Origin of the sequence: Actinomadura sp. CNU-125, from assembly GCF_001942465.1 — a bacterium.
Taxonomy (GTDB): domain Bacteria; phylum Actinomycetota; class Actinomycetes; order Streptosporangiales; family Streptosporangiaceae; genus Spirillospora.
Genome location: NZ_MKJY01000590.1, coordinates 1 through 24,537 on the forward strand (window position 1 = coordinate 1; position 24,537 = coordinate 24,537).

24 protein-coding genes, 8 pseudogenes and 1 riboswitch are annotated in these 24,537 nt (G+C 73.9%); of the genes and pseudogenes, 9 read left to right on the top strand and 23 right to left on the bottom strand.

The window, feature by feature from the left end; all coding sequences use genetic code 11:
- Positions 1-65 precede the first annotated feature (65 nt).
- Positions 66-793 (bottom strand): annotated as a pseudogene (locus BJF79_RS47380) ((Fe-S)-binding protein).
- 349 nt (positions 794-1,142) lie between these two features.
- On the opposite strand from BJF79_RS47380, the gene BJF79_RS47385 reads away from it, so the two are divergent.
- Positions 1,143-1,346, top strand: coding sequence for a DUF5999 family protein (locus BJF79_RS47385; protein ID WP_075907170.1), 204 nt, complete (start codon positions 1,143-1,145; stop codon positions 1,344-1,346).
- Positions 1,347-1,468: 122 nt separating this feature from the next.
- Here the strand turns inward: BJF79_RS47385 and BJF79_RS47390 are convergent.
- Positions 1,469-2,078 (bottom strand): annotated as a pseudogene (locus BJF79_RS47390) (alpha/beta family hydrolase).
- 51 nt (positions 2,079-2,129) lie between these two features.
- Here BJF79_RS47390 and BJF79_RS47395 point away from each other — a divergent pair.
- A complete protein-coding gene (locus BJF79_RS47395; RefSeq protein ID WP_075907171.1) occupies positions 2,130-2,555 on the top strand; it encodes a PPOX class F420-dependent oxidoreductase in 426 nt (141 codons plus the stop codon).
- A gap of 54 nt (positions 2,556-2,609) precedes the next feature.
- Here BJF79_RS47395 and BJF79_RS47400 read toward each other — a convergent pair.
- From BJF79_RS47400 to BJF79_RS47445, 11 genes and pseudogenes are all read right to left on the bottom strand, one after another.
- A pseudogene (locus tag BJF79_RS47400) lies at positions 2,610-3,391 on the bottom strand (IclR family transcriptional regulator).
- A gap of 19 nt (positions 3,392-3,410) precedes the next feature.
- Complete coding sequence (locus BJF79_RS47405) at positions 3,411-4,880, bottom strand: dihydroorotase (protein ID WP_075907172.1); 1,470 nt, start codon at positions 4,878-4,880, stop codon at positions 3,411-3,413.
- Position 4,881: 1 nt separating this feature from the next.
- Positions 4,882-6,276, bottom strand: coding sequence for an FAD-binding protein (locus BJF79_RS47410; protein ID WP_262403614.1), 1,395 nt, complete (start codon positions 6,274-6,276; stop codon positions 4,882-4,884).
- Between the two features lie 28 nt (positions 6,277-6,304).
- Positions 6,305-6,970, bottom strand: a complete 666-nt coding sequence (locus tag BJF79_RS47415; RefSeq protein ID WP_075907173.1) for an aspartate/glutamate racemase family protein — start codon at positions 6,968-6,970, stop codon at positions 6,305-6,307.
- Positions 6,971-6,982: 12 nt separating this feature from the next.
- Positions 6,983-7,669 (bottom strand): hypothetical protein, encoded by a 687-nt coding sequence (locus BJF79_RS68080; RefSeq protein WP_410050231.1) that lies wholly within the window; start codon positions 7,667-7,669, stop codon positions 6,983-6,985.
- Complete coding sequence (locus BJF79_RS68085) at positions 7,582-8,097, bottom strand: MmgE/PrpD family protein (protein WP_410050232.1); 516 nt, start codon at positions 8,095-8,097, stop codon at positions 7,582-7,584. The genes BJF79_RS68080 and BJF79_RS68085 overlap by 88 nt, the downstream gene beginning before the upstream one ends.
- Positions 8,098-8,334: 237 nt before the next feature.
- Positions 8,335-9,036: an ABC transporter ATP-binding protein gene (locus BJF79_RS47425; protein WP_075907174.1), complete on the bottom strand. Its 702-nt coding sequence runs from the start codon at positions 9,034-9,036 to the stop codon at positions 8,335-8,337.
- Positions 9,023-9,757, bottom strand: coding sequence for an ABC transporter ATP-binding protein (locus BJF79_RS47430; RefSeq protein ID WP_075907187.1), 735 nt, complete (start codon positions 9,755-9,757; stop codon positions 9,023-9,025). The genes BJF79_RS47425 and BJF79_RS47430 overlap by 14 nt, the downstream gene beginning before the upstream one ends.
- Positions 9,754-10,812 carry a branched-chain amino acid ABC transporter permease gene (locus BJF79_RS47435; protein WP_075907175.1) on the bottom strand — a complete coding sequence of 353 codons (1,059 nt, stop codon included), beginning with the start codon at positions 10,810-10,812 and terminating at the stop codon, positions 9,754-9,756. Before BJF79_RS47435 ends, BJF79_RS47430 begins: the two co-directional genes overlap by 4 nt.
- Positions 10,809-11,849: a branched-chain amino acid ABC transporter permease gene (locus BJF79_RS47440; protein ID WP_083734784.1), complete on the bottom strand. Its 1,041-nt coding sequence runs from the start codon at positions 11,847-11,849 to the stop codon at positions 10,809-10,811. Before BJF79_RS47440 ends, BJF79_RS47435 begins: the two co-directional genes overlap by 4 nt.
- The gene (locus BJF79_RS47445) at positions 11,846-13,099 is read right to left on the bottom strand and encodes an ABC transporter substrate-binding protein (protein WP_262403616.1); all 1,254 of its coding nucleotides are present in this window, start codon (positions 13,097-13,099) and stop codon (positions 11,846-11,848) included. Before BJF79_RS47445 ends, BJF79_RS47440 begins: the two co-directional genes overlap by 4 nt.
- A gap of 256 nt (positions 13,100-13,355) precedes the next feature.
- Between BJF79_RS47445 and BJF79_RS47450 the strand changes: the two genes are divergently transcribed.
- The 6 genes and pseudogenes from BJF79_RS47450 (at position 13,356) to BJF79_RS47465 (ending at position 17,637) form a co-directional block, all read left to right on the top strand.
- Positions 13,356-14,543, top strand: coding sequence for a CaiB/BaiF CoA transferase family protein (locus BJF79_RS47450; RefSeq protein ID WP_075907176.1), 1,188 nt, complete (start codon positions 13,356-13,358; stop codon positions 14,541-14,543).
- The gene (locus BJF79_RS47455; protein WP_262403617.1) at positions 14,540-15,400 is read left to right on the top strand and encodes an HpcH/HpaI aldolase/citrate lyase family protein; all 861 of its coding nucleotides are present in this window, start codon (positions 14,540-14,542) and stop codon (positions 15,398-15,400) included. Before BJF79_RS47450 ends, BJF79_RS47455 begins: the two co-directional genes overlap by 4 nt.
- On the top strand, positions 15,397-15,795 hold the full coding sequence (locus tag BJF79_RS64795; protein WP_262403618.1) for a cyclase family protein: 399 nt from the start codon (positions 15,397-15,399) through the stop codon (positions 15,793-15,795). Before BJF79_RS47455 ends, BJF79_RS64795 begins: the two co-directional genes overlap by 4 nt.
- Before the next feature lie 67 nt (positions 15,796-15,862).
- Entirely contained in the window at positions 15,863-16,228 is a 366-nt protein-coding gene (locus BJF79_RS64800) for a cyclase family protein (RefSeq protein ID WP_262403622.1), read from the top strand.
- Positions 16,225-16,596, top strand: a pseudogene (locus tag BJF79_RS64805) (MmgE/PrpD family protein); the annotation flags it as partial. The gene BJF79_RS64800 and the pseudogene BJF79_RS64805, both read left to right, overlap by 4 nt.
- Positions 16,597-16,657: 61 nt before the next feature.
- Positions 16,658-17,637 (top strand): annotated as a pseudogene (locus tag BJF79_RS47465) (MmgE/PrpD family protein).
- Here BJF79_RS47465 and BJF79_RS47470 read toward each other — a convergent pair.
- Genes BJF79_RS47470 through BJF79_RS64815 form a run of 3 tightly spaced genes read right to left on the bottom strand, consistent with a single transcriptional unit; the run spans position 17,609 to position 18,886 of the window.
- Complete coding sequence (locus tag BJF79_RS47470; protein ID WP_075907177.1) at positions 17,609-18,220, bottom strand: GNAT family N-acetyltransferase; 612 nt, start codon at positions 18,218-18,220, stop codon at positions 17,609-17,611. The pseudogene BJF79_RS47465 and the gene BJF79_RS47470 overlap by 29 nt on opposite strands.
- Complete coding sequence (locus tag BJF79_RS64810; RefSeq protein WP_262403619.1) at positions 18,213-18,722, bottom strand: carboxymuconolactone decarboxylase family protein; 510 nt, start codon at positions 18,720-18,722, stop codon at positions 18,213-18,215. Before BJF79_RS64810 ends, BJF79_RS47470 begins: the two co-directional genes overlap by 8 nt.
- Positions 18,719-18,886, bottom strand: a complete 168-nt coding sequence (locus BJF79_RS64815; RefSeq protein WP_262403620.1) for a hypothetical protein — start codon at positions 18,884-18,886, stop codon at positions 18,719-18,721. Before BJF79_RS64815 ends, BJF79_RS64810 begins: the two co-directional genes overlap by 4 nt.
- Before the next feature lie 115 nt (positions 18,887-19,001).
- On the opposite strand from BJF79_RS64815, the gene BJF79_RS47480 reads away from it, so the two are divergent.
- Positions 19,002-19,802 carry a class I SAM-dependent methyltransferase gene (locus BJF79_RS47480; protein WP_075907178.1) on the top strand — a complete coding sequence of 267 codons (801 nt, stop codon included), beginning with the start codon at positions 19,002-19,004 and terminating at the stop codon, positions 19,800-19,802.
- 3 nt (positions 19,803-19,805) lie between these two features.
- Here the strand turns inward: BJF79_RS47480 and glyA are convergent.
- From glyA to tpiA, 7 genes and pseudogenes are all read right to left on the bottom strand, one after another.
- A pseudogene (glyA, locus tag BJF79_RS47485) lies at positions 19,806-21,061 on the bottom strand (serine hydroxymethyltransferase).
- Between the two features lie 78 nt (positions 21,062-21,139).
- Positions 21,140-21,226, bottom strand: a riboswitch (ZMP/ZTP riboswitch).
- A gap of 59 nt (positions 21,227-21,285) precedes the next feature.
- A pseudogene (locus BJF79_RS68090) lies at positions 21,286-21,663 on the bottom strand (EamA family transporter); the annotation flags it as partial.
- 44 nt (positions 21,664-21,707) lie between these two features.
- Positions 21,708-22,130, bottom strand: a complete 423-nt coding sequence (locus tag BJF79_RS47495; RefSeq protein WP_075907180.1) for a DMT family transporter — start codon at positions 22,128-22,130, stop codon at positions 21,708-21,710.
- 110 nt (positions 22,131-22,240) lie between these two features.
- Positions 22,241-22,774: an Lrp/AsnC family transcriptional regulator gene (locus BJF79_RS47500; protein ID WP_262403621.1), complete on the bottom strand. Its 534-nt coding sequence runs from the start codon at positions 22,772-22,774 to the stop codon at positions 22,241-22,243.
- A gap of 157 nt (positions 22,775-22,931) precedes the next feature.
- Positions 22,932-23,255, bottom strand: a pseudogene (locus tag BJF79_RS47505) (RNA polymerase-binding protein RbpA); the annotation flags it as partial.
- Positions 23,256-23,336: 81 nt separating this feature from the next.
- Positions 23,337-23,576, bottom strand: a complete 240-nt coding sequence (gene secG / locus BJF79_RS47510) for a preprotein translocase subunit SecG (protein ID WP_075907181.1) — start codon at positions 23,574-23,576, stop codon at positions 23,337-23,339.
- Between the two features lie 163 nt (positions 23,577-23,739).
- A complete protein-coding gene (gene tpiA / locus BJF79_RS64820; RefSeq protein ID WP_075907182.1) occupies positions 23,740-24,534 on the bottom strand; it encodes a triose-phosphate isomerase in 795 nt (264 codons plus the stop codon).
- Positions 24,535-24,537 lie beyond the last annotated feature (3 nt).

The following is a 24,537-nucleotide window of genomic DNA, read 5'->3' on the forward strand; positions in this document are numbered from 1 at the left end:
GGCCCGCCCGCTGCGCGACGCGATCGCCGGCGCCAGGGCGTCCGGCGGTCCTGATCCGGGGGGCTTCACGCGGGGCCCGTCCCGGCCAGGATCTCGGCCAGGTGGGCGACGCGGACGCGCCGCGCAGCCGCGACAGCGCCCCGCCGATGTGCGCGAGGCAGGAGTTGTCGACGGCGCACACCACGTCGGCGCCGGTGTCGCGGACGTGGCGGATCTTGTCGGCGACCATGGCGACGGACACGTCGGCGTTCTTCATCGCGAACGCGCCCCCGAACCCGCAGCACTCGTCGGCGGCGGGCAGGTCGACCAGTTCCAGGCCCCGGACGGCGCGCAGCAGCCGCTCCGGACGGCCCGCGACGCCGAGGGCCCGCGCGGACTGGCACGTCGGGTGGTAGGCGACCCGGTGCGGGTAGTAGGCGCCGACGTCGGTGACGTCGAGGACGTCCACCAGGAACTCGGTCAGCTCGTACACGGCGAGGGCTTCGGCGGCGCCGGCCAGGGCCGGGTCGCGGACGGTCCGCGCGATCCGCGGGTAGGCGTCCCGGACGGCCGCCGCGCACGACGCGGACGGCGCGACGATCGCGTCCGTCCCGGCGAAGACCCGGGTGAAGGCGCGGGCGAGCTCGGCGGCCTCGCGGCGGTACCCGGTGGTCCAGTGGAACTGCCCGCAGCAGGTCTGCCCGGGCGGGTGGACGACCTCGTGCCCGAGCCGTTCGAGCAGCACCGTCGCGGCCTTCCCCGTGTCGGGGAACCACGCGTCGTCGTAGCACGCGACGAACAGCGCGACGCGCATCCCGGCCTCCCCCTCCATCGGCCCGCACCCGCAGGACATCGTAGGGCGCGCGGAGGCCGCCTCCGGGAGAAACGATCGCATCCGGTGGCCGGAACCGGGCGGTCCGGTGACGGTGGCCGGACCATTTGGAACGTTTGCCGATCTTCGGCGTGTCGTTCTTCATCCGTTATCGAGCGCGGGGGACGCTATGTACTGCACCTCGGAGTGAGGCGGGTCACAAATCCGCCCTGCTCCGGTACCAGAGGACAATCGTCCCAACGGGCTATAGCCGATGGGGTCGAACCGTTCCACACTGGGGTGCGTCAATAAAGGAAAGTCCACCGACCAGTAGTTGAACCGGAGGCACACGATGTGCCCGCACCAGCCGCCCTGTCCCGCGCACGACGCACCCGACCGCGACGCCGCACGCACGCTGGCCGCCCGCCCCGAGCAGGGGTGGAGCCTGCTGTGCAACGGCGTCGTGCTTTTCGAGGACACCGGTGAGCTGCTGCCCGACGGGGGAGTCATCGCACCGCACCGGCCGACGGACCTGCAGGCGTCGCCCGCGGCCTAGGCCACCAGGGGGCCGGTCGCCACGGGGGGACCGGCAGCACCGATGATCGACCCGCGGGCGCACGCCCGCCAGCCCTCCGGGCCCCCCGGCCCAGAGGGGAAACCCTCCATCCGCCGATCCGTTCACGGGGAGACGGCGGTCCGGGACGCGGCCCAGCGCCGCAGCCACGGGACCGCCGCCGCCGCGACCGCCGCCGGATCCTTCGCCAGCTCGTGCCGCTCCCCCGGCAGCACGACGACCCGCGCGCGCGTCGGCCGCGTCCGGGACGCCGAACGGGTCCCGGTCGCCGTTCACCACGAGCACCTCGCGCCCGCGGAACGCAGCTCGTCCGCCCGCGACCGCTCCGGCTTGCCCGGCGGATGCAGCGGGAACGCGAGCGCCAGCACCCCCGCGGCCCCGGCCGCCCGCGCCGTCCGGCACGCCACCCGCGCGCCGTTGCTCCGGCCGCCCTGCACCAGCGGGACGTCCCCGAACTCTCGCGCAGCGCCCCGACGACCTGCAGCCACGCCTCGTCCTGCTTCACCGCCGACCCGGGCGCCCGGCGGCCCGCCAGCCGGAACGGCTGCATCACCCGCGCGACCGCGCCGCCCGCCGCGGCGCCGCGCCGAGACCGAGGAGGTCGGGCGCGTCCACTCCCCCGTTCGACCCGTGCGTCAGGACCAGCAGGAACGCGCGGTCGGCGGGCTCGTCGAGGGTGACCTCGGCCGGCCCGTGCGCGGTGGACGTCTGCATGTCGCCCACCGTAGCGGCCACCTCGATGATCTTGTGAGGCAGACTGGGCGTATGGAGAAGATGACCGAGAGCGAGTGGCGCGCGTTCGTCACCGCGGGTACCCGGACCGGCAAGTGCGCCGTCGTCCGCAAGGACGGCTCGCCGCACGTCACGCCGATCTGGTTCGTCCTGGACGGCGACGAGCTGCTGTTCAACACCGGCGCGGAGACGGTCAAGGGCCGCGCGCTGGCCCGCGACCCGCGCCTGTCGGTGTGCGTGGACGACCAGGAGCCGCCGTACTCGTTCGTGCTGCTGCGCGCCGAGGCGACGCTCGTCGAGGATCTCGACGAGCTGCGGCGCCGCGCCACCGCGATCGGGGCCCGCTACATGGGCGCCGACCGGGCCGAGGAGTTCGGCGCCCGCAACGCCGTTCCCGGCGAGTACCTCGTGCGCGCCCGGATCACGAGCGTGGTCGCCGAACGCGACGTCGCCGTCTAGCCGAAGCGCGGGCATCGCCTCGGCCGGACGGGCGGCGCCCGGCTTCCGGACGTCCTACCGGTGCGTCGTCCAGTTCCGGGTGATCTCGTCGGCGGCGTCGCGGACGAGCGTGCGGTACCGGGCGACGGTCTCGGTGGTGAAGCGGTGGCGGGGGCCGCAGACGCTGATCGCGCCGTGGACGTCGCCGTCCGGGCCGAACAGCGGCGCGCGACCGACCCGGCGTCGGCCTGGCGTTCGCCGAGGGAGAGCGCGACGCCCTCGCGGGCGGCCTCGGCGAGGCGGTCGCGCAGGACCGCCCCGTCGGTGACCGTCCGGTCGGTGAGGGCGGCGAGGGGCCGGGCCAGGATCGTCTCGCGGCGCTCCTGCGGCAGGAACGCGAGGATCACCCGGCTCGACGAGCCCGCGTGCAGCGGGAAGCGGCGCCCCACCTCGACCGTCATCTTGACCTCGTGCGGGCTCTCGAACTGGTCGAGGTAGACCCGCTCGTCGCCGACGAGGCCCGACAGCGTCGTCGTCTCGCCCGTCTCGTCCCGCAGCCGCCGCAGCGCGGGCGCGGCGGCGTTGCGGATGTTGAAACGGCGCAGCGCGCTCACGCCGAGCGCGACGGCGGCGGGCCCGAGCCGGTACCGGGCGGTGCCGGGGTCGGTCTCCAGCATCTCCCGCGACAGCAGCGACTGCAGGATGCGGTGCACCACGGCCTTGGAGATGCCGAGTTCCCGGCTGATCGCGCTGACGCCGAGGTACTCGGGCCCGCCGGCGAACAGCAGCAGGACGTCGCCGACGCGTCCGGCCACCTCGGTGCCGCCGGCGGGCGGGGCGACGGTCTCGTTGCTCACTCGAAGATCCTAGGGAACCTCATCGGCCGCGCGGGACGTACCTGCCGACGGGGTCGCCGACGACCTCGCCGCCCGTGTAGACGCGGTTGCCGCGGACGAACGTGTCGGTGACCTTCGCCGTCATCGCGAAGCCCTCGAACGGCGTGTACTCCTGCGTGGACTCGGAGTCGGCGGCGCGGACCGTCCAGGACGCGTCCGGGTCGACGAGGGCGATGTCGGCGTCGTAGCCCTCGGCGATCGTGCCCTTGTTCACCAGGCCGTAGCGGCGGGCCGGGTTCCACGAGGTGAGGCGGGCGGCCCGCTGCAGGGACAGGCCCCGCTTGGCGCCCTCGCCGACGAGGCCGGGCAGCAGGTACTCGGCGCCGCCGAAGCCGGACTTGGCGAGGAAGATGTCGTCGCGGTCGGAGCCGAACTTCATCTCGTCCTTGCAGCAGGCGTGGTCGCTGACCACCCAGTCGACGTCGCCCGCCAGGACGTGCCGCCAGAGGGCCTCGACGTCGTCGCGCTCGCGCAGCGGCGGGTTGACCTTGCCGCCGAGGCCGTGCGCGGTGTCGACGTCGGCGAGCAGGTGCCCGATGGTGACCTCGCGGCGGAAGTCGACGTGCGGGAACGCGGCCTTCATGGTCAGGGCGGCCGACAGCGCCTTCTCCGACGACAGGTGCAGCAGGTTGATGTTCGGGAGGCCGGTCTCGTGCGCGAGGTAGGACGCGATGGTGACCGCGAGGCCCTCGGAGTGCGGCGGGCGGGACGCGCTGTAGGCGCGCAGGCCCGTGAGGGAGCCGTCCTGCTCGACGAGCTTGGTGTACGCCGTCATGATCTCGGCGGTCTCGCAGTGCAGCGAGAGGGAGATGTGGTCGGCGTAGTCGGACAGCTCCTCGCGGGCCTTCTGGATGCCGCGCATGACGAACTCGAAGTGCGCGATGTCGTAGCGCTCGTCCGGCGGCGTCATCAGGAAGTCGCTCTGGCCGGTGGAGCGGCCGTGCAGCCCGTGGCTGCCGTAGAACATGAAGATCTTGAACGAGGTGACGCCGTGCTCCTCGACGAGGTACGGGATCTCGTCGATGTGCTGCGCCATCGTCGGCGCCAGGTGGAACGCGTAGTCGACGTAGGCGTTGCCCTGCGACGCCGACAGGACCTCCGGGAAGAACTCGCGGTAGGGGCCGCCCTTGTTGAGGTAGTACTGGCCGGTCCGCATGTAGGTCAGGGACGTCGTGACGCCGCCCTGCGCGCTCGCGCGGCTCTCGGTGCGGGTGTCGGTGGCCAGCTCGTTGTAGATGCCCCAGTGCTGGTGGGCGTCCACGACGCCGGGGAACGCCAGCAGTCCGCCGCCGTCCACCACCGTGGCGGCGTCGTCGGCGGGCAGGTCCGGGGCGAGCCGGACGATCTTGCCGTCGTTGACGGCGATGTCGAGGGCCTCGGGCTCGGTGCCGTCGGGGGCGTCGGGACGGACCACCCGCACGTTCTTGATCAGCAGCTCGGTCGTCGCCATCTCATTCTCCTTCGTTGTGCGGGGTGGGAGCCGTTCGCCCGCGCGCGGCGGCACCGGCCGCCAGGTACGCGAGCCCGAATGCGGGCAGCAGTCCGTTGCCGGGCAGGTAGCCGGCGGCGCCGTGGCCGGAGATCCCGGCGGCCGCACCGCCCGCCGCGTACAGGCCCGGGATCGGGGTGTCGTCCGGACGGACGACCGCCGCGTCCTCGTTCACGATCAGGCCGCCCTGCGTGTGGAACAGGGCGGGGACGACGCGGACGGCGGCGTACGGGGGTTCGAGGGGCCGCTCCCAGTTCGTCCGTCCGTGCGCGTCGGCGGTCTCGCCGCGCGCGACCGGCGGCGTCCGGCCGCGAGTTCGTCGGCGAGGGCGCCCGCGGGCAGGCCGGTCGCCGCGGCGAGGCCCGCGGCGTCGTCGGCCCACACAGGACGCCGGACGCGACGGTGTCGCGGAAGTCCTGGAACGCGCTGCACTGGTCGTGGACGGTCTTGTCGAGGACGATCCAGCCGGTGGCGTCCGGGCGGGCGGCGATCTCGGCGGCGTACTCGGAGTAACCGCGGGTCTCGTTGCCGAACCGGCGGCCGCCGGTGTCGACGATGAACCCGCCGTGGATGACCGTCGCCCAGCCGACGAGGGTGCCCGCGCCGGGCGAGACGGCGCCGTGGCCCTGGTAGGCGTCCAGGTAGCCGGTGGCCGCGCCGAGCCCGCCGCCGATCCGCAGCGCGTCGCCCCTGGAGTGCTCGCCGCCGTGGTAGACGCGCCCGCGATCTCCGGGAGGTGCCGCTCCACGAGGTCGCGGTCGGCGCCGTAGCCGTTGGTCGCGAGCAGCACCGCCCGCGTCGGGATCTCCTCGCGCGCGCCGTCCGGGTACTGGACGACCGCCGCGCGCACCGCGCCGTCCGGGCCGGTCGCGACGTCGGCGAGCCGGGCGGGGACGAGCAGGTCGATGTTCGGGTGCGCGCGGGCGCGCCGGGCCAGGTGGTCGATCACGGTCGAGCCGTGCCGCCCGGGGACCGAGTGGCAGCGGGGCACCGCGTGGCCCGGGTAATTGAAGTCGGTGACCAGCGACAGGGGCAGCTCGACGGAGTCGGCGAGCCACTCGACGAGCGGCGCGCTGACCTCGGCGAGCGTGCGGGCGAGCCGCGCGTCGGCCGTCCCGCCGGTCTTGGCGTCGATGTCGGCGACGAACCGGTCCGGGGAGTCGTCGACGCCCGCGTCCCGCTGCCAGCGCGATCCGGCGCCGGGGAACATCGCGGTCGACATCGAGGTGTTGTTGCCGCGCCGGAAGTGCTCGTCCGCCTCGATCACCAGCACGTCGAGCCCCAGTTCGGCGGCGCGCAGGGCACCGGCGAGCCCGCCGCCCGCGCCCGCGACGACGAGGTCGGGTCCGCCGCTCATGCGACCACGCTCCGGGCGTTCCGGCCGGTCATGCCGCGCTCCTTCCGGTCACCGCTTCGTCCGCTTCGGCGCGGGCGACGAGGAGGCGCAGGGCGAGGGCCGTCGGGTCGACGACGGCGGCGGCCGGTGTCGCGTCCTCGACGTCCACCGCCGAGCAGCCGTTGATCACCGCGGTGGCCCCGGCCTTCGCCAGGACGCCGACGGCGTCGCCGAGCGCGGCGTTCCAGGCGGCCGTGTCGGCGATCGCGTCGAACGGCAGCGCGAGGATCGCGATCCCGGCGAGGTTTCCGCCGAGGCCGTAGGCCCGCAGCCGGCGGTCCAGCTCCGCGCCGATCGCCTCGTTCCGCACCACCGCACCAAATCGGATATTAAGCGCAGAGAGGTGCATACTACTCAGTTTGAGCAGCCCGTTCACCGGGAGGCCCCCGGCCGCCGGGCCGTCGGGGACGGCCGGGTCGAGGACGCAGTCGGGGAACGCGAGGTCGAAGCCGTCCCCGGCCTCGGCGAGCGCGGCCGCGACGGCCTTCTCGGACGCCCGCACGGACGCCTCGTCCTCCAGGGACGGGGGCGCGGCGGGGCCGACGTCGCGCAGCTCGACCGTCAGGCCGGGCGGGGCCAGCCGGTCGTAGCGGGCCTGCCGCCGCCGGATCTCGTCCGGCGGCAGGTGGATCGGCGTCACCGCGAGGGCGCGCATCGGCTCATCTCCTTAGTTCTCGAGGTCGGCGAGCCCGCGCAGCTCGACGCGCCGCAGGGTCGGCAGGTCGCGGGCGAACCCGGCGGCCCGTCCGATCAGCGCGGATCCGCCGGGCAGCCACCGGTGCAGCAGCCGCACGACGTCGCGCTCGTCCAGGGGGTGGTGGTCGGCGTCCCCGACCGGGTTCGGCGCCTCGCGGACGATCGCCGAGCCGTCGTCCAGGACGACGGTGACGCGGGCGGGGCGCTCGTCGGGCAGCCGCGCGGTCAGGTCGTCGGCGGCGGCCACGCGGACGCGCCGGGCGAGGCCGCGCAGGTCCGGGTCGCCGAGCCGTCCGGGGCCGGACGCGCCGGGGCCCGACCTGCCGTCGAGCAGTGCGGCGGCGACGGCGAACGGGGTGGAGAACATCGCCGACAGCCGGTTGTCCCACTCGGCGGACGCGAGGCCCGCGCCCAGCGCGTGCGTCTCCACCAGGACGGACGTGATCCGGGACGGGTCGAGGCCCGCACGCAGATCGAGGGCGGCGTCGGCCGCCGGGTGGGTGAACGAGCAGGACGCGTGCCGCTTGAAGTAGCCGCGCGTGACGTCCCACCGCTCGCCGAGGCCGCCGGTCAGCTCGGCCGTGTCCAGCTCGCCGAGCAGCGTCCCGAGGGACAGCGCGGCCGTGCCGGTGTTGCGGGCGACCCCGGCCGCCGCCATCCTCGCGGCCGCCAGGCCCGAGACGTTCGACGCGCCCATCCACGCGTTGCGGACCGGGTTGCCGTCGTCGCGGACGCGAATGCCCGGCGACCGGGAGGCCCGCGCCCGCGTCGATCGCGGCGGCGGTCGCGGCGGCGTCCAGGCCGAGCAGCCGGGCGCAGCCCGCGAGCGGCGCCCGCGACGCCCCAGTTCCCGTGCGGGTGGGCGCCGTCGCGGAGCCGGGCGGCGCGCCCGAACCGGGCGGCGACCTCGTAGGCGGCCAGCAGCGCGGCGGCGGCGGTGTCGGCGCCGGTCGCGACCCGTTCGGCGGCCAGCGCCAGGACGGCCGGGAACCCGTGCGCCGCCGGATGCCCCTTGGCGTACTTGTTGCCCTCGTCCAGTTCGAGCGAGACCAGCGCGTTCGCGTTCAGCCAGGCGGCGGCGTCCACCGCGACCGACCACCGCCGGGATCAGCGGCGCGGGCCCGTCCGGCGCGCTCCAGGCGGCGCGCAGCGCCCGCTGCTCGTCGAGCGCGGCGCCCAGCGCCGTCACCCCGAGGGTGTCCAGGAGGACGAGCGAGAGCCGGTCGAGCACCGGCCCCGGCACGTCCGCGGCGTCGAGCCCGGCCGCCCACTCCCCCAGCCGCGCGGCGGCCTCCCGCGCGCGGTCCGTCATGTCCGCATCTGTCACAGCCCCAGGTACGCCTTCCTCACCTCGGCGGAGCCGGCCAGCTCGGCGCCGGTGCCGTGCAGGACGGTCGCTCCGCTCTCCATCACGTACGCGCGGTCGGCGATGCCGAGCGCCTGCTTGGCGTTCTGCTCGACCAGCAGGACGGCGACGCCGGTGTCGCGGATCCGCTTGACGGCGTCGAGCATCGTCCACGTCAGCTTGGGCGACAGGCCGGTGGACGGCTCGTCCAGCATCAGCAGCCGGGGGCGGGCCATCAGCGCACGGGCGATCGCGAGCATCTGCTGCTGCCCGCCGCTGAAGGTCTGCGCGACCTGGTGGCGGCGTTCGGCCAGGATGGGGAACAGCTCGAACACCTCGCGCATGGACTCCTCGGCCTCCGCGGCGGTGCGCGTCCACCCGCCCATCCGGAGGTTCTCCTCGACGGTGAGGGTGCCGAACAGGGCGCGGTCCTCGGGGACGTGCACGAGGCCGTCCCGGACGAGCTCGTCGGGGCGGCGGCCGAGGGTGGAGGCGCCGTCGAAGGTGATCGTCCCCGAGCCGGGGCGGAGCTGGCCGCAGACGGCGCGCAGGGTGGTCGTCTTGCCCGCGCCGTTCGCGCCGACGAGCGCGACGATCTCGCCCTCGTCCAGGTGCAGGTCGACGTCGTGCAGGATCTGCATGCGGCCGTAGCCGCAGCAGACCCGCTCAAGCTTCAGCATCGCCGGGCTCCTCTCCGAGGTACGCCTCGATCACGCGGGGGTCGGAGGTGACCTCCTCGGCGGAGCCGGTCGCGAGCACCGTGCCCTGGTCGAGGACCAGGACGCGGTCCGACAGCCGCATCACCGCCGCCATGATGTGCTCGATGAACAGCAGGGTCGTGCCGTCCTGCTCGCGCAGGTCCGCCAGGAGGTCCAGCACGGGTTCGCGCTCGGACGGCACCAGTCCCGCGAGCACCTCGTCGAGCAGCAGCACGCGGGGCTTCATCGCGAGGGCGCGGGCGAGTTCGAGGCGCTTGAGCCCGGCGGTCGGCAGCTCGGTCGCGGGGCGGTGCGCCCAGCCGCCGAGCCCGACCCGTTCGACGATGTCCATGGACGTCTCGCGCAGGCGGCGGGCCGGCAGCCGCTCGTGCTGGGCGGCGAGGCTCACGTTCTCCTGCACGGTCATGCTCGCGAACGGCCGCATGAGCTGGAACGTGCGGACCATGCCCGCGCGGGCGATGCGGTGCGGCTTGTGACCGGTGACGTCCTTGCCGCCGAACACGACGGTGCCGGTGTCGGGGGCGAGGGCGCCGCACACGACGTTGAACAGCGTCGTCTTGCCCGCCCCGTTCGGGCCGATGATGCCGAGGATCTCGCCCTGCTCGACGCGGAAGTCCACGTCGGACAGCGCGCGCAGGCCCCGGAAGCCCTTGCCCACGCCGGTTGCTTCGAGGATGCTCATCGTCTCCTCCACCTCGCGGTCAGCGTCCCGACGATCCCCTTGGGCAGCAGTCGGACGATCAGGATCAGCAAGATCGCGTACAGCGCGACGTCGAGGCCGCTGCGGCCCTGCAGGAAGTTCAGGAACTCCGGCGGGGTGCGCAGCAGCGTCGCGGTGACGTCGGACAGCGAGCCGACGATGACCGCGCCGACGACCGGGCCCCAGATCGTCCCGATGCCGCCGATGACCACGGTCGCGATCGCCTGGACCGACACCGAGGAGCCGAACGCCAGCTCGGGGTTCACGAACAGGTAGTACTGCGTGTAGAACGCCCCGGCGACCGCGGTGATCGCGGCGGAGAGCGCGACGGTGATCAGCTTGTACCGCATCACGGGGGCGCCGAGGGACGCGGCGGCGAGCTCGTCGTCGCGGATCGCGGTGACGTACCGTCCGGTGCGCGAGTGCAGGAACAGGATGCTGACCAGGGCGGCGAGCCCGGCGAGGGCGAGCGCGACCCAGAAGTAGGCGGGCGAGTCCGCCGGGAACTGGATCTTCCACAGCGACGAGCCGTCGATCAGCGGGACCGTGAACCCGACCGCCTTGTTGGTGAAGTCGGTCGTGGTGACGATCAGCCGCAGCATCTCGGCGAACGCGAACGTCGCGAGCGCGAAGTACGCGCCCTGCAGCTTGTACCGGAACGCGAAGTATCCGATGACCACGGCGGCGAGGGCGGCGACGGCCATCCCGGCGAGCATCCCGATCCACGGCGAGACGCCGTGGTTCACCAGCAGGTAGGCGCTGGTGTAGGCGCCGAGGCCGAAGAACGCGGCGTGGCCGAAGCTGAACATGCCGCCGAAGCCGCTCATGGTGTTCCAGCCGATCGCCATGATCGCGAAGATCAGGATGCGGACGGCGACGGCGCCCTGCGCGGACGGCAGCAGCAGCGGCAGCGGGATCGCGACGAGCAGCAGCACGCCGAGCACGATCAGCTGCCGGTTCTGCGGCCGCAGCGGCGGCGCCTCGGCGGAACGGTCGGCGGCCGCGTCGCGCCCGCCGGTGATGGTGATGCCGGTCATGCGCGCCTCCCGAACAGACCCTGCGGCCGCAGGAACAGCACGACCAGGAAGACGACGAACACGCCGAGCAGCGAGCTCTGGCCGTCCATGTAGATCGTGGTGAGCTGCTCGACGAGCCCGATCAGCAGGCCGCCGACGAGCGCGCCCGCCACGTTGCCCATTCCGCCGAGGACGACCACGACGAACGCGGTGATGTTGAACTGCTCGCCGAGCGTCGGCGTCACCGTGACCAGCGGCGCGGCCAGCACGGCGGCCGCGCCGGCGCACGCCGTCCCGATGCCGAAGGTGACGGTGTGGACGCGCCGGACGTTCACGCCGACGAGTTCGGCGCCCTGCCCGTTCGCGGCGACCGCGCGGATCGCCGTCCCGAACCGGGTGCGGCGCAGCAGCCAGAACAGCACCGCGCCGATGAGCAGCGCCCCGGCGAACGCGTACAGCCGCCCCCCGGCGACGACGGCGCCGAAGAGGGAGAACTGGAAGTCGCCGGGCAGCGCCACGTTCTTGGGCTCGGCGCCGAAGAACATCAGCAGGCCGTTCTCCAGCAGCAGCGACAGCCCGAGCGTGATCAGCAGCTGGTTCTCCAGCGACGCGCCGCCCGTCCCCGACAGCAGGCCGCGGTGGACGACCGCGCCGATGAGGAACAGCGCGGGCACCGCCACCAGCAGCGTGAGGTAGGGGTGGACGCCGGTGCCCTGGACGACGCCGAACGCGATGAACATCGCGATCGCCAGCAGGGCGCCGTGCGCGAAGTTGACGATGTCGAGCACGCCGAAGATCAGCGTGAGGCCCATCGCGATGAGCCCGTACAGCCCGCCCATCAGCAGGCCGGTGACCACCGACTGCCAGACGACCAGGCCGCTGCCCGACTTCAGCAGCGCGACCGCGATCGCGATGACCGCCAGGCCGCCGACGACGCCCGCGCGCCGCAGCAGGGCGCCGGTGCCGTCGGACCCGGCGAGCAGCCGCCGGATCGGGTTTGGTTCGGGGTTCGCGGGGATCGGCGCCGAGGCCGTCCCGCCGTTGTCGATTTCGCTCATGACCGCCACGTCACCGAGTAGTTGGGTTCGGCCTCGGCCTTCTCCTGCGGATAGACCTGCACGACCTTGCCGTCCTGCACCTGCATGAGAACCGGGAGGGCGTTCTCGTTGTCTCCGTTGGGGGCGAAGGAGATCGGGCCGGACCCGACCGTGAGGGGCTCGACCTCGGAGGCCGCGATCCCGTCGCGCACCTTCACCGGGTCGGTGGCGCCCGCGCGTTCCACGCCCGCGGCGATCGTCTGGACCGCGTCGTAGGCGAGGACCGCGCCCGTGCGCATGGGGGCGCCGTAGCGCCGCTGGTACTCGGCGCGCAGCTTCCGCGTCTGCGGGTCCTGCGCGTCGAAGTGGTAGTTGGTGCTGAAGTACCGCTCACCGAGCGCACCGGTGTCGGTGACGAACTTGGGCTGGTCGAACGCCCCGTTGGAGACGCCCCAGACGGCGTTCAGATCGGGCTTGACCGCGTTGATCGCCTTCGCGGCGAGCAGCCCGTCGCGGTAGTAGCCGGCGATCGCCAGGACGTCCGCGCCGGACGCCTTGACCTGCGTGATCTGCGCGGTGAGGTCGGAGACGGTCGCCGCGTCGTAGCTGATGACCGGGTCGACCTCGATCCCGAGCCCCGCGGCGGCCGCGGCGAACGCCTCGGCGGCGCCGCTGCCGAAGTCGCTCTGCTCGTGCAGGAACGCGACCTTCCGCACCGGCTTCCCGGCCTCCTGCGAGACCGCCTTCAGGTACTTCGCGGCGGCGGCCGAGATGACCGCGCTGCCGGGCTGGACGCGGAACGAGTAGTCGTAGCCGTGCGCGAAGATCTCGTCCGACGCGGTGACGTCCATGACGAACGGCACCTCGTTGCGTTCGGCGACGACCGCGACGTTCGTGCTGACGGCGCTCTGGTAGGTGCCGACGATCCCGACGGCGCCTTCGGAGATCAGCCGCTGGGCTTCGCTCTGGCCGACCTCGGCCTTGCCCTGGGTGTCCCCCGCGACGATCTCGACCTTGCGGCCGCCGAGGGCCTTGATGCCCCCGTTCGCGTTGATCGCTTCCGCCGCCATCCGCGCGCCGCGCCGCATCTGCTGGCCGTCGACCGCGTTGCCGCCGCTGACCGGATGCAGCGCGCCGATCTTGACGGGCCCCTGGTCGCGTCCGCGCCCGCTCCCGCGGCACCGGACGGCGCCGAGCCGCCGCAGCCCGCGGCGGCCAGCAGGACCGCGCAGGCGCCGAGCCCGGCGACGAGCTTTCGAGCCGACATTCACCTCTCCCGCCATGCGTGTCCGGCGCTGTTCGTCTCTGCGATCGATCTTTGTTCCGCTTAGAGAAACGCCGGACAACCGATGCGCCATCGTGGCACCCGTCACGTCATCAGGTCAATATCTAGGTGAAACTTGACTGAACTCGATGACCGGTGCCAACTTGTGAGGCACCGGGACGATAGTCCGATCCTACTTACATCGGCTATCGTTCCTCCAAGCGAAACACAGGCGTAACAGACCGACCGAAGGCGGTAGCCCCATGACCGACGCCCTGTCCGGAGTCCGCGTCCTCGACGCGGCCACGCTCTTCGCCGGGCCGCTCGCGGCGACGCTGCTCGCCGACTTCGGGGCCGAGGTCGTCAAGATCGAGCACCCCAAGGGCGACCCGGTGCGCAGCCACGGCGCGCAGCGCGACGGCGTCGGGCTGTGGTGGAAGATGCTCGGCCGCAACAAGAAGGCCGTCACCCTCTACCTCGGCTCCCCCGAGGGGCAGGAGCTGTTCCGCAAGCTCGCCGCCGACGCCGACGTCGTCATCGAGAACTTCCGCCCCGGGACGCTGGAGCGCTGGGGCCTCGGCTACGACGAGCTGAAGAAGATCAACCCCGGCCTGGTGCTGGCCCGCGTCACCGGCTTCGGGCAGACCGGCCCCTACTCGCGGCGCCCCGGCTTCGGGACGCTCGCCGAGGCGATGAGCGGGTTCGCCGCGATCACCGGCGAACCGGACGGCCCGCCGACGCTGCCGCCGTTCGGCCTCGCCGACGGGATCGCCGCGCTGACCACCGCGTACGCGGTGATGACCGCGCTGCGGGCGCGGGAGGCGACCGGCGAGGGCCAGGTCGTCGACCTGGCCATCATCGAGCCGATCCTCACCCTGCTCGGCCCGCAGATCATCACCTACGACCAGCTCGGCGAGCTGCAGGCGCGCACCGGCAACCGGTCCCACAACAACGCGCCGCGCAACACCTACCGCACCCGCGACGGCGGCTGGGTCGCGATCTCCACCAGCGCCCAGTCGATCGCCGAGCGGGTGATGCGGCTGGTCGGGCGTCCCGAGTTCATCGACGAGCCGTGGTTCGCGACCGGCGCGGAACGCGCGAAGCACGCGGACGAACTGGACGAGGCCGTCGGCTCCTGGATCGCCGCGCGGGACCGCGACGAGGTCGTCCGCGCGTTCGAGGAGGCCGAGGCCGCCGTCGCCCCGATCTACACCGCCGCCGACGTGATGACCGACCCGCAGTTCGACGCGCTCGGCACCATCGCGACCGTCCCCGACGACGAGCTCGGCCCGGTGAAGATGCAGAACGTCCTGTTCCGCCTGTCGCGGACGCCGGGCCGCATCGAGTCGGCCGGGCCGCCGCTCGGCGCGCACACCGCCGAGATCCTCGGCCGGTACGGGGTCGGCGAGGCCGAGCTGGACGCGCTGCGCGACAAGGGCGTGATCCGTTGATCCCCCGCACCTGGCTGTACGTGCCCGGCGACCGGCCCGACCGCATCGCCAAGGCCCTGGGCTCGGACGCCGACACGGTGATCCTCGACCTGGAGGACGCCGTCGCGCCCGCCGCGAAGGCGGACGCGCGCCGCCACCGTCGCCGACGTCCTCGCCGGCCTCGACGGCGGACGCCGGGCGCACGTGCGGATCAACGCGCCCGCGACGCCCGAGAGCGCCGACGACGTCACCGCCCTCGCCGCGGCCGTCGCCGCCGCCGACCCGGCTCGCTCGCCGGCGTCCGGATCCCCAAGTGCGAGGACCCGGACGAGCTGCGCCGCGTCGCCGACGACGCTGGGCGCGCCCGTCCTGCCGGTCGTCGAGTCCGCCCTCGGCGTCGAGCGGGCGTTCGCCCTGGCCACCGCGCACCCGCTGGTCGCGGGGATCTCGCTCGGCGAGGCCGACCTGTCGGCCGACCTGCGCGCGGGCGCGCCGCCCTGGCCTGGCCGCGCTCGCGGATCGTCGTGGCCGCCCGCGCCGCCGGGCTGCCGAGCCCGCCGCAGAGCGTCTGGACGGCCGTCCGCGACCTGGACGGGCTCGCCGCCGACACCCGCACCGGGCAGCGCGCCGGGTTCTTCGGCCGGTCGGTGATCCACCCCGCGCAGATCCCCGTCGTGCACGACGCGTGCGCGCCCGACCCGTCCGACGTCGCGTGGGCGCGCGACCTGATGGACCGCCTCGCCGAGCGCGGAGAGGCCGCGTGGATCGACTCCACCGGACGCTTCGTGGACAAGGCCGTCGTCGAGCGCGCCACCGGAATTCTCGAGGCCGCGCAAGCCGCCGCCGGGACCGCCCCCAAGGAAGGAACACGATCATGAGCACCCCCGACCCGCTGCTCGCCGCCGTCGCCGGCGGCGTCCGGCTGATCGAGCTGGGCCAGCCGTTCTTCACCGGCATGCCGTGCTCGCCGAACCATCCCGGGTTCCGGATGACGCTGATCCGGCGGCACGGCGACATGATGCGCCCGGACGGCGGTTCGGCCGCCAACGAGATCATCGTGACCGGCGGGCACGTCGGCACCCACATCGACGCGCTGTCGCACGTCAGCCACGACGGCGAACTGCACGGCGGCGTCGACGCCGCGACGCGCAGCGCGGCGGCGCCTTCACCAGCCACGGCGCCGAGAACCTGCCCGGCCTGCTGCGCCGCGGCGTGCTGCTGGACGTCGCCGCCGTCCACGGCGTCGACGTCCTGCCGCCCGGCTACGGCGTGACCGCCGAGGACCTGGACCTGGCCGCGAAGCGGGCGGGCGCCGAACCCGCGCGGGCGACGTCGCGCTGATCCGCACCGGCTGGGCCCGCAACTTCGGCGACACCACCGCCTACCTGGGCAAGGAGACCGGCGTGCCCGGCGCGACGCCCGAGGCGGCGCGCTGGCTCGCCGACCGCCGGATCGTCGCGACCGGCGCCGACACCACCGCCTACGAGCAGATCCCGGAGGGCGCGGGCCACGCCGTCCTGCCCGTCCACCGGATCCTGCTCGTCGAGTCGGGGATCTTCATCATGGAGCACCTGAACCTGGAGGCGCTCGCGGACGAGGGACTGCACGAGTTCGCGTTCGTCCTGGCCCCGCTGCGGATCAAGGGCGGCACCGGTTCGCCGGTGCGCCCGCTCGCGGCCGTTTCCGCGGGAACGGGGTCGGCATGACCGCGACCACCGTCGACCTCACGCCCGTCCAGCGGCTCGCCGCGCTCGCCGAGCGGGTGCGGGCCGAGGGCCTGCCCGCCGAGCTGCGCGACGACGCGGCCCGCCGCGTCCTCGACGTGCTGGGCAACAGCCTCGCCGCCACCGGTGAGCCCCCGGCCCACGCCGTGGGGTCGCTCGTCGCCGAGTGGGGCGGCGCGGGCCGGGCCACCGGAATCGGCACCGCCGCCCGGCTGCCCGAGCCCAACGCCGCGCTGCTGAACGGCACCCTCGCGCACTCCCTCGACTTCGACGACACGCACCTGCCGTCGGTGCTGCACCCGTCGGCGTCCGTCGTGCCCGCCGCGCTCGCCGCCGCCGAGGCGCACGGCGCGTCCGGCGCGCGCTGCTGGACGCGGTCGCGTCGGCGTCGAGATCACCGTCCGGATCGGCATGGCCGGGTACGACCGCGAGCTCGGCAACTCGGTGTTCTTCGAGCGCGGCCAGCACGCCACCGCGATCTGCGGGGCCGTCGGCGCCGCCGCGGCCGCCGCGATGCTGTCCGGCCTGGACGCCGCCGGGATCGCCGACGCGATGGGCATCGCGTCGAGCATGGGCTCGGGGATCCTGGAGGCCAACCGCACCGGCGGCACCGTCAAGCGGGTCCACTGCGGCTGGGCCGCGCACGCCGCCGTGACCGCCGCCGGGCTCGCCCGCGCGGGCCTCACCGGCCCGCCGACCGTCCTGGAGGGACGGTTCGGGCTGCTGCAGGCGTTCTGCGGCGACCGGGTCGACCTCGCCGCGCTCACCGACCGGCTCGGCGAGCACTGGGAACTGCCGGGGATCTTCTTCAAGCCGTACCCGTGCAACCACTTCACCCACGCGGGCGTCGACGCCGCGCTCGCGCTACGCGCGCGCGGGCTCGACCCGTCCGACATCGAGGACATCGAGCTGGGCGCCCCGACCCCGGTGCTGCGCACGATCGGCGAACCCCACGAGGACAAGATCCGCCCGAAGTCGGGCTACCACGCGGCGTTCTCCGGCCCGTACACGGTCGCGGCGGCGCTGCTCGGCGGCGGCGGGCTCGGCGTCTTCCACGAGGACTTCACCGACGAGGCCGCCGCGACCCGGACCGGCTCGCGCTCGCCGCGAAGGTCCGCTGCGTCCCCGACCCGCGCTGCGACGAGATCTTCCCGCACCAGTTCCCCGCCGTGCTGCGCGTCCGCACCCGCGGCGGCGCCGTCCTGGAGGAGCGCGTCGACGCCAACCGCGGCGGCCCCGGCAACCCGCTGTCGGCCGACGAGCTGGCGACGAAGTTCCGGCTGAACGCGTCCCGGACGGTCCCCGCCGACCGCGCGGACCGCATCACCGGACTCGTCTACGGGCTCGCCCGCCTGGACGACCTCACCCCGCTGACGTCGCTGCTGGCGTGACCGGGCGGACGGCGGCCGCGGTGCCCACGCCGTCCACACCGTCCGCCGGGAGCCGTGCGGCGGTCCAGCCGGACCGGTCGGCCGCGTAGAACGACGCGCCGTCCGGCCCGGCCGGGCCGTCCGGCACCGGCCGCATCCCGAGCCGCTCGGCGACCCGCATCGACACGGCGCTGTCCGGATCGATCTCGGCCGCGACCCGACGCAGGCCCACCACGCCGAACGCGTAGTCCAGCACGGCGCGGGACGCCTCGGCGGCCAGGCCCTCGCCCCAGTGCTCCGGCTCCAGGCTGTAGACGATCTCGACGCCCGCGCCCGGCCCGTCCCGGCCGGTCAGCCCCGCGACCCCGACCAGCGGTTCCTCGCCGCGCAGGGCGCGGCGCAGCGTCCACAGCCCGTAGCCGAACGACGCGAAGTCCCGCCGGCTCGCCGCGATGATCTCGGTGACCTGGACGGCCGAGACCGCCGCGTCGCCGAACAGGTGGCGGCGCACCGGCGGGCTCGTCCAGTGCGCCAGCAGGGGCCGGTGGTCGCGCATGCTGACCGGGCGCAGCGCGAGCCGCTCGGTGCGCATCAGCTCACGCATCGCCGTCCCCGTCCCCGTCCCGCGGCCATTCCGGCGCGGGCTCCCCCTCGGGCACCCCGACCCGGAACACGCGCAGCTGCATCGCCAGCGCCTCGTAGTACCCGACGAGCGTGACCAGCTCGACCACGGCGGCCCGGCCGAGCGTCGCGACCGCCTCCGCGTACACCGCGTCCGACACGTCGCCCTCGGCGGCGAGCTGCCGCGCCGCCTCGAACACCACCCGCTCGCGGACGTCGCCGAACATCGGCGCGCGGCCCGCGCGCAGCGCGTCCATCTCGTCCTGCGAAAGGCCCGCGCGCCGCCCGATCCGTTCGTGCGCGTACCACTCGAAGTCCGAGCGCAGCCGGGCCGCGACGACCAGCGTCGCGATCTCCCGCTCCCGCTTGGTGAACGCCGTGCGGAACCGCAGCGCGGCCCCGAGGTCCTGCAGCGGCAGCCCGACCGACGGGCTGTACAGCATCGCGTTGAAGGGGCCGAGCAGCCGCCCGTCCGCGTCGGTCATGCGGAACGCGGCGCCCGGCCGCCCCGCGGCCCGCCCGTCACCGCCTCGTACACCGCCCGCTGCTCCGCGGCGAGGGCGCCGGGCGACAGCAGGGGCAGCCGCGCCGCGGACGGTTCGCGCCGCAGCCGATCTTCAACGTGCTCACCGCTCACCGGGTCGATCACGTACCGCACGGTAGGCGGTCGGCGCGGGCCGCTCAAGACCCGTCCGGAATATGGAACCGTCACCCCGCGCGGACCTGTCGGTCGCGGCGGGCGGCGGCGCTGGCAGGATGGTCGGGTGACCGGCATCTACGACGACCCGTGGGCCTACGAACTGGCGTGCTCGTTCCGCGACGTGGCCCCGGAGGCCGGTGTCCTGCTGGCCTGGTGCGCCCGGCACCGCGAGCCGGACGCGGCGCCCGTCCGGACGGTGCTGGAGCTCGCCGCCGGGCCCGCCGAGCACGCCCGCGAGTTCGCCCGCCGCGGCCTGGCCGCGACCGCGCTCGACCTGAACGCCGCGATGTGCGGGTACGCGGCGAAGTCGGCCGCGCGGGACGGCGTCGAACTCGACGTCGTCCGCGACGACATGACCACGTTCGACCTGGGCCGCCGGTTCGACCTCGTCGTCACCATGCTCGACTCGACCTCGCACCTGATGACGCTCGACGCGTTCGTCGCGCACCTGCGGCGCGTCGCGGCCCACCTGGCGCCCGGCGGCCTCTACATCGTCGAGATGTCGCACCCGCGCGACCGGCTCGGCGACGACGGTCCGAGCGTCGGCACCGCCTGGACGGTCGAGCGCGACGGCGTGCACGCGTCCGTCCGGTGGGGCGGGCCCGACGACCGGCTGGACCCCGTCACGCAGATCGCCGACGACCGCGTCACGATGACGATCACCGAAACGGGCACCGGGGGCGACGCCGTCCGCACGATCCGCGACCTCGTCCCCTACCGGTTCTGGACGGCCGGGGAGCTCGACGCCGCGATCCGCCTCGCGGGCGGCCTGACGGCCGTCGCGCGGTACGGCGACTTCGGGGACGTCGACCTGACCGCCCCCGAAGCCTGGCGCATGATCACCGTGCTGCGCGCCGCCGCCTGACCGCTAGCTCGCGGGCGCCCACCCGGGCATCGGGTGGTCGGCGAGCAGCTCGCGGATCTCCGCCGCGACCCGGTCGAAGACCGCGTCGTCGTCCTTCGCGACGGCCTGCACGACCTCGTCCAGCCACGCCGCGATCCGCGGCATCCGCTCCTCGGTCAGCCCGCGGGTGGTGATCGCGGCGGTGCCCAGCCGCAGCCCGGACGGGTCGAACGGCTTGCGCGGGTCGAACGGGACGGCGTTGTGGTTCAGCTCGATGCCCGCGAGGTCGAGGGCCTTCGCGGCGGGCTTGCCCGCGACGCCCTTGTTCGTCAGGTCGATCAGGATCAGGTGGTTGTCGGTGCCGCCGGACACCAGGTCGTAGCCGCGCTCGGTCAGCGCCGCGGCGAGCGCCTTCGCGTTGGCGACGATCTGCCGCGCGTACGCCGGGAAGTCCGGCTGCGCGGCCTCGCGCAGCGCGACGGCGATCGCGGCCGTCGTGTGGTTGTGCGGGCCGCCCTGCAGGCCGGGGAAGACGGCCTTGTCGATCGCCTTCGCGTGCTCGGCCGTCGACATGATCATCGCACCGCGCGGGCCCCGCAGGGTCTTGTGGGTGGTGGTGGAGATCACGTCCGCGTGGCCGACCGGGGACGGGTGGGCGCCGCCCGCGATCAGCCCCGCGATGTGGGCGACGTCCGCCGCCAGCACCGCGCCGGTCTCCCGCGCGATCTCGGCGAACGCCGGGAAGTCGATCGTGCGGGGCACGGCCGTCCCGCCGCACCAGATCAGCTTCGGCCGCTCCTTGCGGGCGAGGTCGCGCACCTGGTCCATGTCGATCCGGCCGTGTCGGCGCGCACCTCGTACCGGACGGGCCGGAACCAGGCGCCGGTCGCCGACACCGACCAGCCGTGCGTCAGGTGGCCGCCCATCGGCAGCGACAGGCCCATCACCGTGTCGCCCGGCTTCAGGAACGCCATGTAGACGGCCAGGTTCGCGGGCGACCCGGAGTAGGGCTGGACGTTCGCGTGCTCGACCCCGAACAGCGACTTCGCCCGCTCGATCGCCAGTTCCTCGATCGGGTCGATGTTCTGCTGGCCCTCGTAGTAGCGGCGGCCCGCGTAGCCCTCGGAGTACTTGTTCGTCAGGACGGTCCCGGTCGCTTCCAGGACGGCCGGGGACACGTAGTTCTCGGACGCGATGAGCCGGATCTTCTCGAACTGCCTGCGGGCCTCGTCCTCGACGAGCCGCGCGATGTCGGGGTCGGCCCCGTGCAGATGGGACACGGCGGTCGATCCGGGGGTTTCGTGCACGTCGCTCTCCGCGCTGTCGGCCGGGACGGCAGGGCGCCCCGGTGAAGGGGGCCCGAACACCCAGGCGCGCGGTGCGCGGACTACGGTCGCTCCCCGGTGGTCGCCTCCACCTTGACTGCGCCAGTCGCGTTGACGTCATCATACCGATCGGGCCGCCGGAACGTCCGCGGGAGCGTCCGCGGGAGCGACACGACGGCGAGCCCGCCGAGCAGCAGCACCGTCCCGGCGACCACCGGGAGCGGCATCGGCTCGCCCAGGACGAGCACCGCGAGAACGACCGCGACCAGCGGCTCCACGAGGCTCAGGGTCCCCGCGGTCGCGGCGCTGACCCGTCCGAGCCCGGTCACGAAGCACATGTAGGCCGCGGCGGTCGCCGCGACGCCCAGCCAGCCGACGAGGACGGCCGCGCGCGGCTCGGCGAGCGCGGGGAGCGCGGCGATCGTCCAGGGCAGCAGGGCGGCGCCGCCCTCCAGCAGCGTGACCGAGACGGCCGCCGCCATGCCGACGCCGCGGCCGGTCAGCAGCTTCGCGGCGACCGTGTAGACACCGAAGCAGCACCCGGCCGCCAGGCTCATCGCGATGCCCGCCGGGTCCACCCGGACGGCGCCCTGCGGCACCGTCAGCAGCGCGCGCCCGCCACGGCGCACACCGTCCCGGCCCACCACGCGCGCCCCGGGCGGACCCCGAGCGCGACCCGCTCGCACACGCCCGTCGCCACCGGCACCACCCCGAACACCACGGCGGTCGCGACGGCCGCGCCGGTGCGGTCCACCGCGCTGAAGAACAGCGCCTGGAAGGCTCCGGTCGCCGCCGCGGCCGCGAGGACGGGCCGCCACGCGTCCCGTCCGAGGGCGAAGGACCCGCGTCCGGTCGCCAGGACCACCGCCGCGAGGATGGCGCCGCCGAACAGGATCCGCGCTCCCCCGAGCGCGACCGGGCTCGCGGGCGCCGCCGCCAGCACCTGCGCCGGTCCCACCGTTCCCCACAGGACGCCCGCGGCCAGCACCAGCGACGTCCCAGACCTGTCACTCCATCGGTACATGCGAACGACGCTAGAAGGACATACGGAACTTAAGCGTTCGCATCACTCATAAGTTCGGCTGTCGCGGGGCGGGTCGTCACTTCTTCGGTCGTGGACGGCCCGATCGAGGATCACGCGTACGGCGTTCGGCGTGCACGCTCGTCGGCCGCCGGAAGTTCGGACTGCTCGACCGGCTGCACGTGGTCGTAGACGACCGTGGTGCGCACGTCCACGAACTCCTTGCGCCGCGCCAGCCGGTCGAGCACGAAGTCGCGCAGGTACGCGGTGCTCGGCACCGCCACGTGCACCAGCAGATCCTCGTTGCCGGTGACGACGAACACCCCGATCGCCTCGGGCATCGCCGCCATGCCGTCGCGCGCCGACTCGATCGCCTCCCGCGACTGCGGCCGGATCCGGATCGAGATCAGCGCCTGCACGCCCCGGCCGAGCCGCTCCAGATCGACGGCCGCGTGCACCCCGGTGAGGACGCCCCGCGCGCGCAGCGCCCGCGTCCGCTCCAGCGCCGTCGACGGGGCGACGCCCACCGCCTCGGCGAGCTCCCGGTTCGTCTGCCGTCCGTCCCGCTGCAACCGCCGCAGGATCGCCTGGTCCACCGCGTCCACGCCGCGCCTCCCGTTCATCGCCGCCGAGCCGAACCCCCGCACGCACTACCACGTCCGGACGCCGGTCACTCCGAAGAATATTCGGCCGCCGCACGGACCGCTCGTCCGGCCGCCCCCCGGCGACACCGTCCGGCCGGAGGCACGCGGACGCGCTGCGGCCCGCGGCCTCCATGTGCTGCTTGACGGCGGCGCGCTTCTGGCGGAGCTTGGCGAGCGCCTCCTCGAGGATGGCCTCGCCGTCCTCGTCGCTGCGGCGCTCCTTCACATAGGCCAGGTGCGTCTTGTACGGCTCGGTCTTCGGCGGCGCCGGCGGGTTGTCCGAGTCCTGCCCGGCGGGGAACCCGCAGCGCGGGCAGTCCCACGTCTCGGGGACCGCGACGTCGGTCGCGAAGCTGGGACGGGTCTCGTGCCGGTTCGCACAGTAGAAGGTCACCCAGACGCGCGGCGCGGCGTCGCCGCGCTCCGCCTCTCCCATCGGACCGGCCCCGACACGGCTGCCCCGAATCGCGTTGCCACTACCCACGGACTACTCCTCGTTCATTCTGCCGTGGCCGCCCGTGACCTCGGGAGGACGGCACGGCGCTCGTACGGTGGATCAGGCGGCTCAGCCCGCGTCGCCCTTGAACAGCAGCGCCAGCACGACGATCGAGGCGAACCAGATCACCCCGGTGGCGACCGTCAGCCGGTCCAGGTTGCGCTCCACCACCGATGACCCGCCGAGCGACGACGAGATGCCGCCGCCGAACATGTCGGACAGGCCGCCGCCCTTGCCCTTGTGCATCAGGACGAGGACGACCATCAGGAGGCTCGAGAGGATGAGCACGGCGGACGTTGCGATGATCACGGTTCAAGCGCCTTCTCTGGCCGGACCCGCGTGCGCGGGACGTGTCTGTGGTTCAAGGTCGAGGGTCGAGCCGGGCGGTTTACCCGTCCGTCTGAAAGGGTACGACGAACTACCCGCTGGTTCGGCAAGAACCCCCATGTCACGAGGAATTGATCACTTTTGATCAGGCCGGAAGGTCCCGGTACCGGCAGATCTTGACGAATTCGCCGGGGTCGAGGCTGGCACCTCCGACCAACGCGCCGTCCACGTCGGGCTGCGTCATGAGCGCGGCGACGTTGTTCCCCTTCACCGAGCCGCCGTACAGGACGCGGACCCGGTCGGCGAGGTTCCCGTCGTACAGCTCCGCGAGCCGCGTCCGGATCGCCGCGCAGACCTCCTGCGCGTCCTCCTTGGTCGCGACCTCCCCGGTGCCGATCGCCCAGACCGGCTCGTAGGCGATCACGATCTTCTCGGCCTGCTCGGCGGGGATCTTCTCCAGCCCCCCGTCGACCTGCGCGAGGACGTGCGCGACGTGCTCGCCCGCCTTGCGGACGTCCAGGCCCTCGCCCACGCACAGGATCGGGGTGAGCTCGGCGGCCAGCGCGGCCTTCGCCTTGGCGTTGACGACGGCGTCGTCCTCGTTGTGGTACTGGCGGCGCTCGGAGTGCCCGACGACCGCGTAGGTGCAGCCGAGCTTGGCGAGCATCGACCCGGCGATCTCCCCGGTGTAGGCGCCGGACGCGTGCTGCGACACGTCCTGCGCCCCGTAGACGATGCCGAGCTTGTCGGCGTCGACGAGGGTCTGCACCGAGCGGATGTCGGTGAACGGCGGGATGACCGCGACGTCCACGGCGTCGTAGTCGGCGTCCTTGAGCGCGAACGCCATCTTCTGGACGAGCGCGATCGCCTCGAGGTGGTTGTTGTTCATCTTCCAGTTGCCCGCCATCAGCGGCTTACGGGAAGGTGCGGCGGCTGCCATCGG

Excerpts from the sequence above, each read along its gene's own strand:
- BJF79_RS47385 (WP_075907170.1), top strand. The coding sequence starts at position 1,143 with ATGTGCCCGCACCAGCCGCCCTGTCCCGCGCACGACGCACCCGACCGC.
- BJF79_RS47395 (WP_075907171.1), top strand. The coding sequence starts at position 2,130 with ATGGAGAAGATGACCGAGAGCGAGTGGCGCGCGTTCGTCACCGCGGGT.
- BJF79_RS47405 (WP_075907172.1), bottom strand. The coding sequence starts at position 4,880 with ATGGCGACGACCGAGCTGCTGATCAAGAACGTGCGGGTGGTCCGTCCC.
- BJF79_RS47410 (WP_262403614.1), bottom strand. The coding sequence starts at position 6,276 with ATGAGCGGCGGACCCGACCTCGTCGTCGCGGGCGCGGGCGGCGGGCTC.
- BJF79_RS47415 (WP_075907173.1), bottom strand. The coding sequence starts at position 6,970 with ATGCGCGCCCTCGCGGTGACGCCGATCCACCTGCCGCCGGACGAGATC.
- BJF79_RS68080 (WP_410050231.1), bottom strand. The coding sequence starts at position 7,669 with ATGGCGGCGGCCGGGGTCGCCCGCAACACCGGCACGGCCGCGCTGTCC.
- BJF79_RS47425 (WP_075907174.1), bottom strand. The coding sequence starts at position 9,036 with ATGCTGAAGCTTGAGCGGGTCTGCTGCGGCTACGGCCGCATGCAGATC.
- BJF79_RS47430 (WP_075907187.1), bottom strand. The coding sequence starts at position 9,757 with ATGAGCATCCTCGAAGCAACCGGCGTGGGCAAGGGCTTCCGGGGCCTG.
- BJF79_RS47435 (WP_075907175.1), bottom strand. The coding sequence starts at position 10,812 with ATGACCGGCATCACCATCACCGGCGGGCGCGACGCGGCCGCCGACCGT.
- BJF79_RS47440 (WP_083734784.1), bottom strand. The coding sequence starts at position 11,849 with ATGAGCGAAATCGACAACGGCGGGACGGCCTCGGCGCCGATCCCCGCG.
- BJF79_RS47450 (WP_075907176.1), top strand. The coding sequence starts at position 13,356 with ATGACCGACGCCCTGTCCGGAGTCCGCGTCCTCGACGCGGCCACGCTC.
- BJF79_RS64795 (WP_262403618.1), top strand. The coding sequence starts at position 15,397 with ATGAGCACCCCCGACCCGCTGCTCGCCGCCGTCGCCGGCGGCGTCCGG.
- BJF79_RS47470 (WP_075907177.1), bottom strand. The coding sequence starts at position 18,220 with ATGCGTGAGCTGATGCGCACCGAGCGGCTCGCGCTGCGCCCGGTCAGC.
- BJF79_RS64810 (WP_262403619.1), bottom strand. The coding sequence starts at position 18,722 with ATGACCGACGCGGACGGGCGGCTGCTCGGCCCCTTCAACGCGATGCTG.
- BJF79_RS47495 (WP_075907180.1), bottom strand. The coding sequence starts at position 22,130 with ATGTACCGATGGAGTGACAGGTCTGGGACGTCGCTGGTGCTGGCCGCG.
- tpiA (WP_075907182.1), bottom strand. The coding sequence starts at position 24,534 with ATGGCAGCCGCCGCACCTTCCCGTAAGCCGCTGATGGCGGGCAACTGG.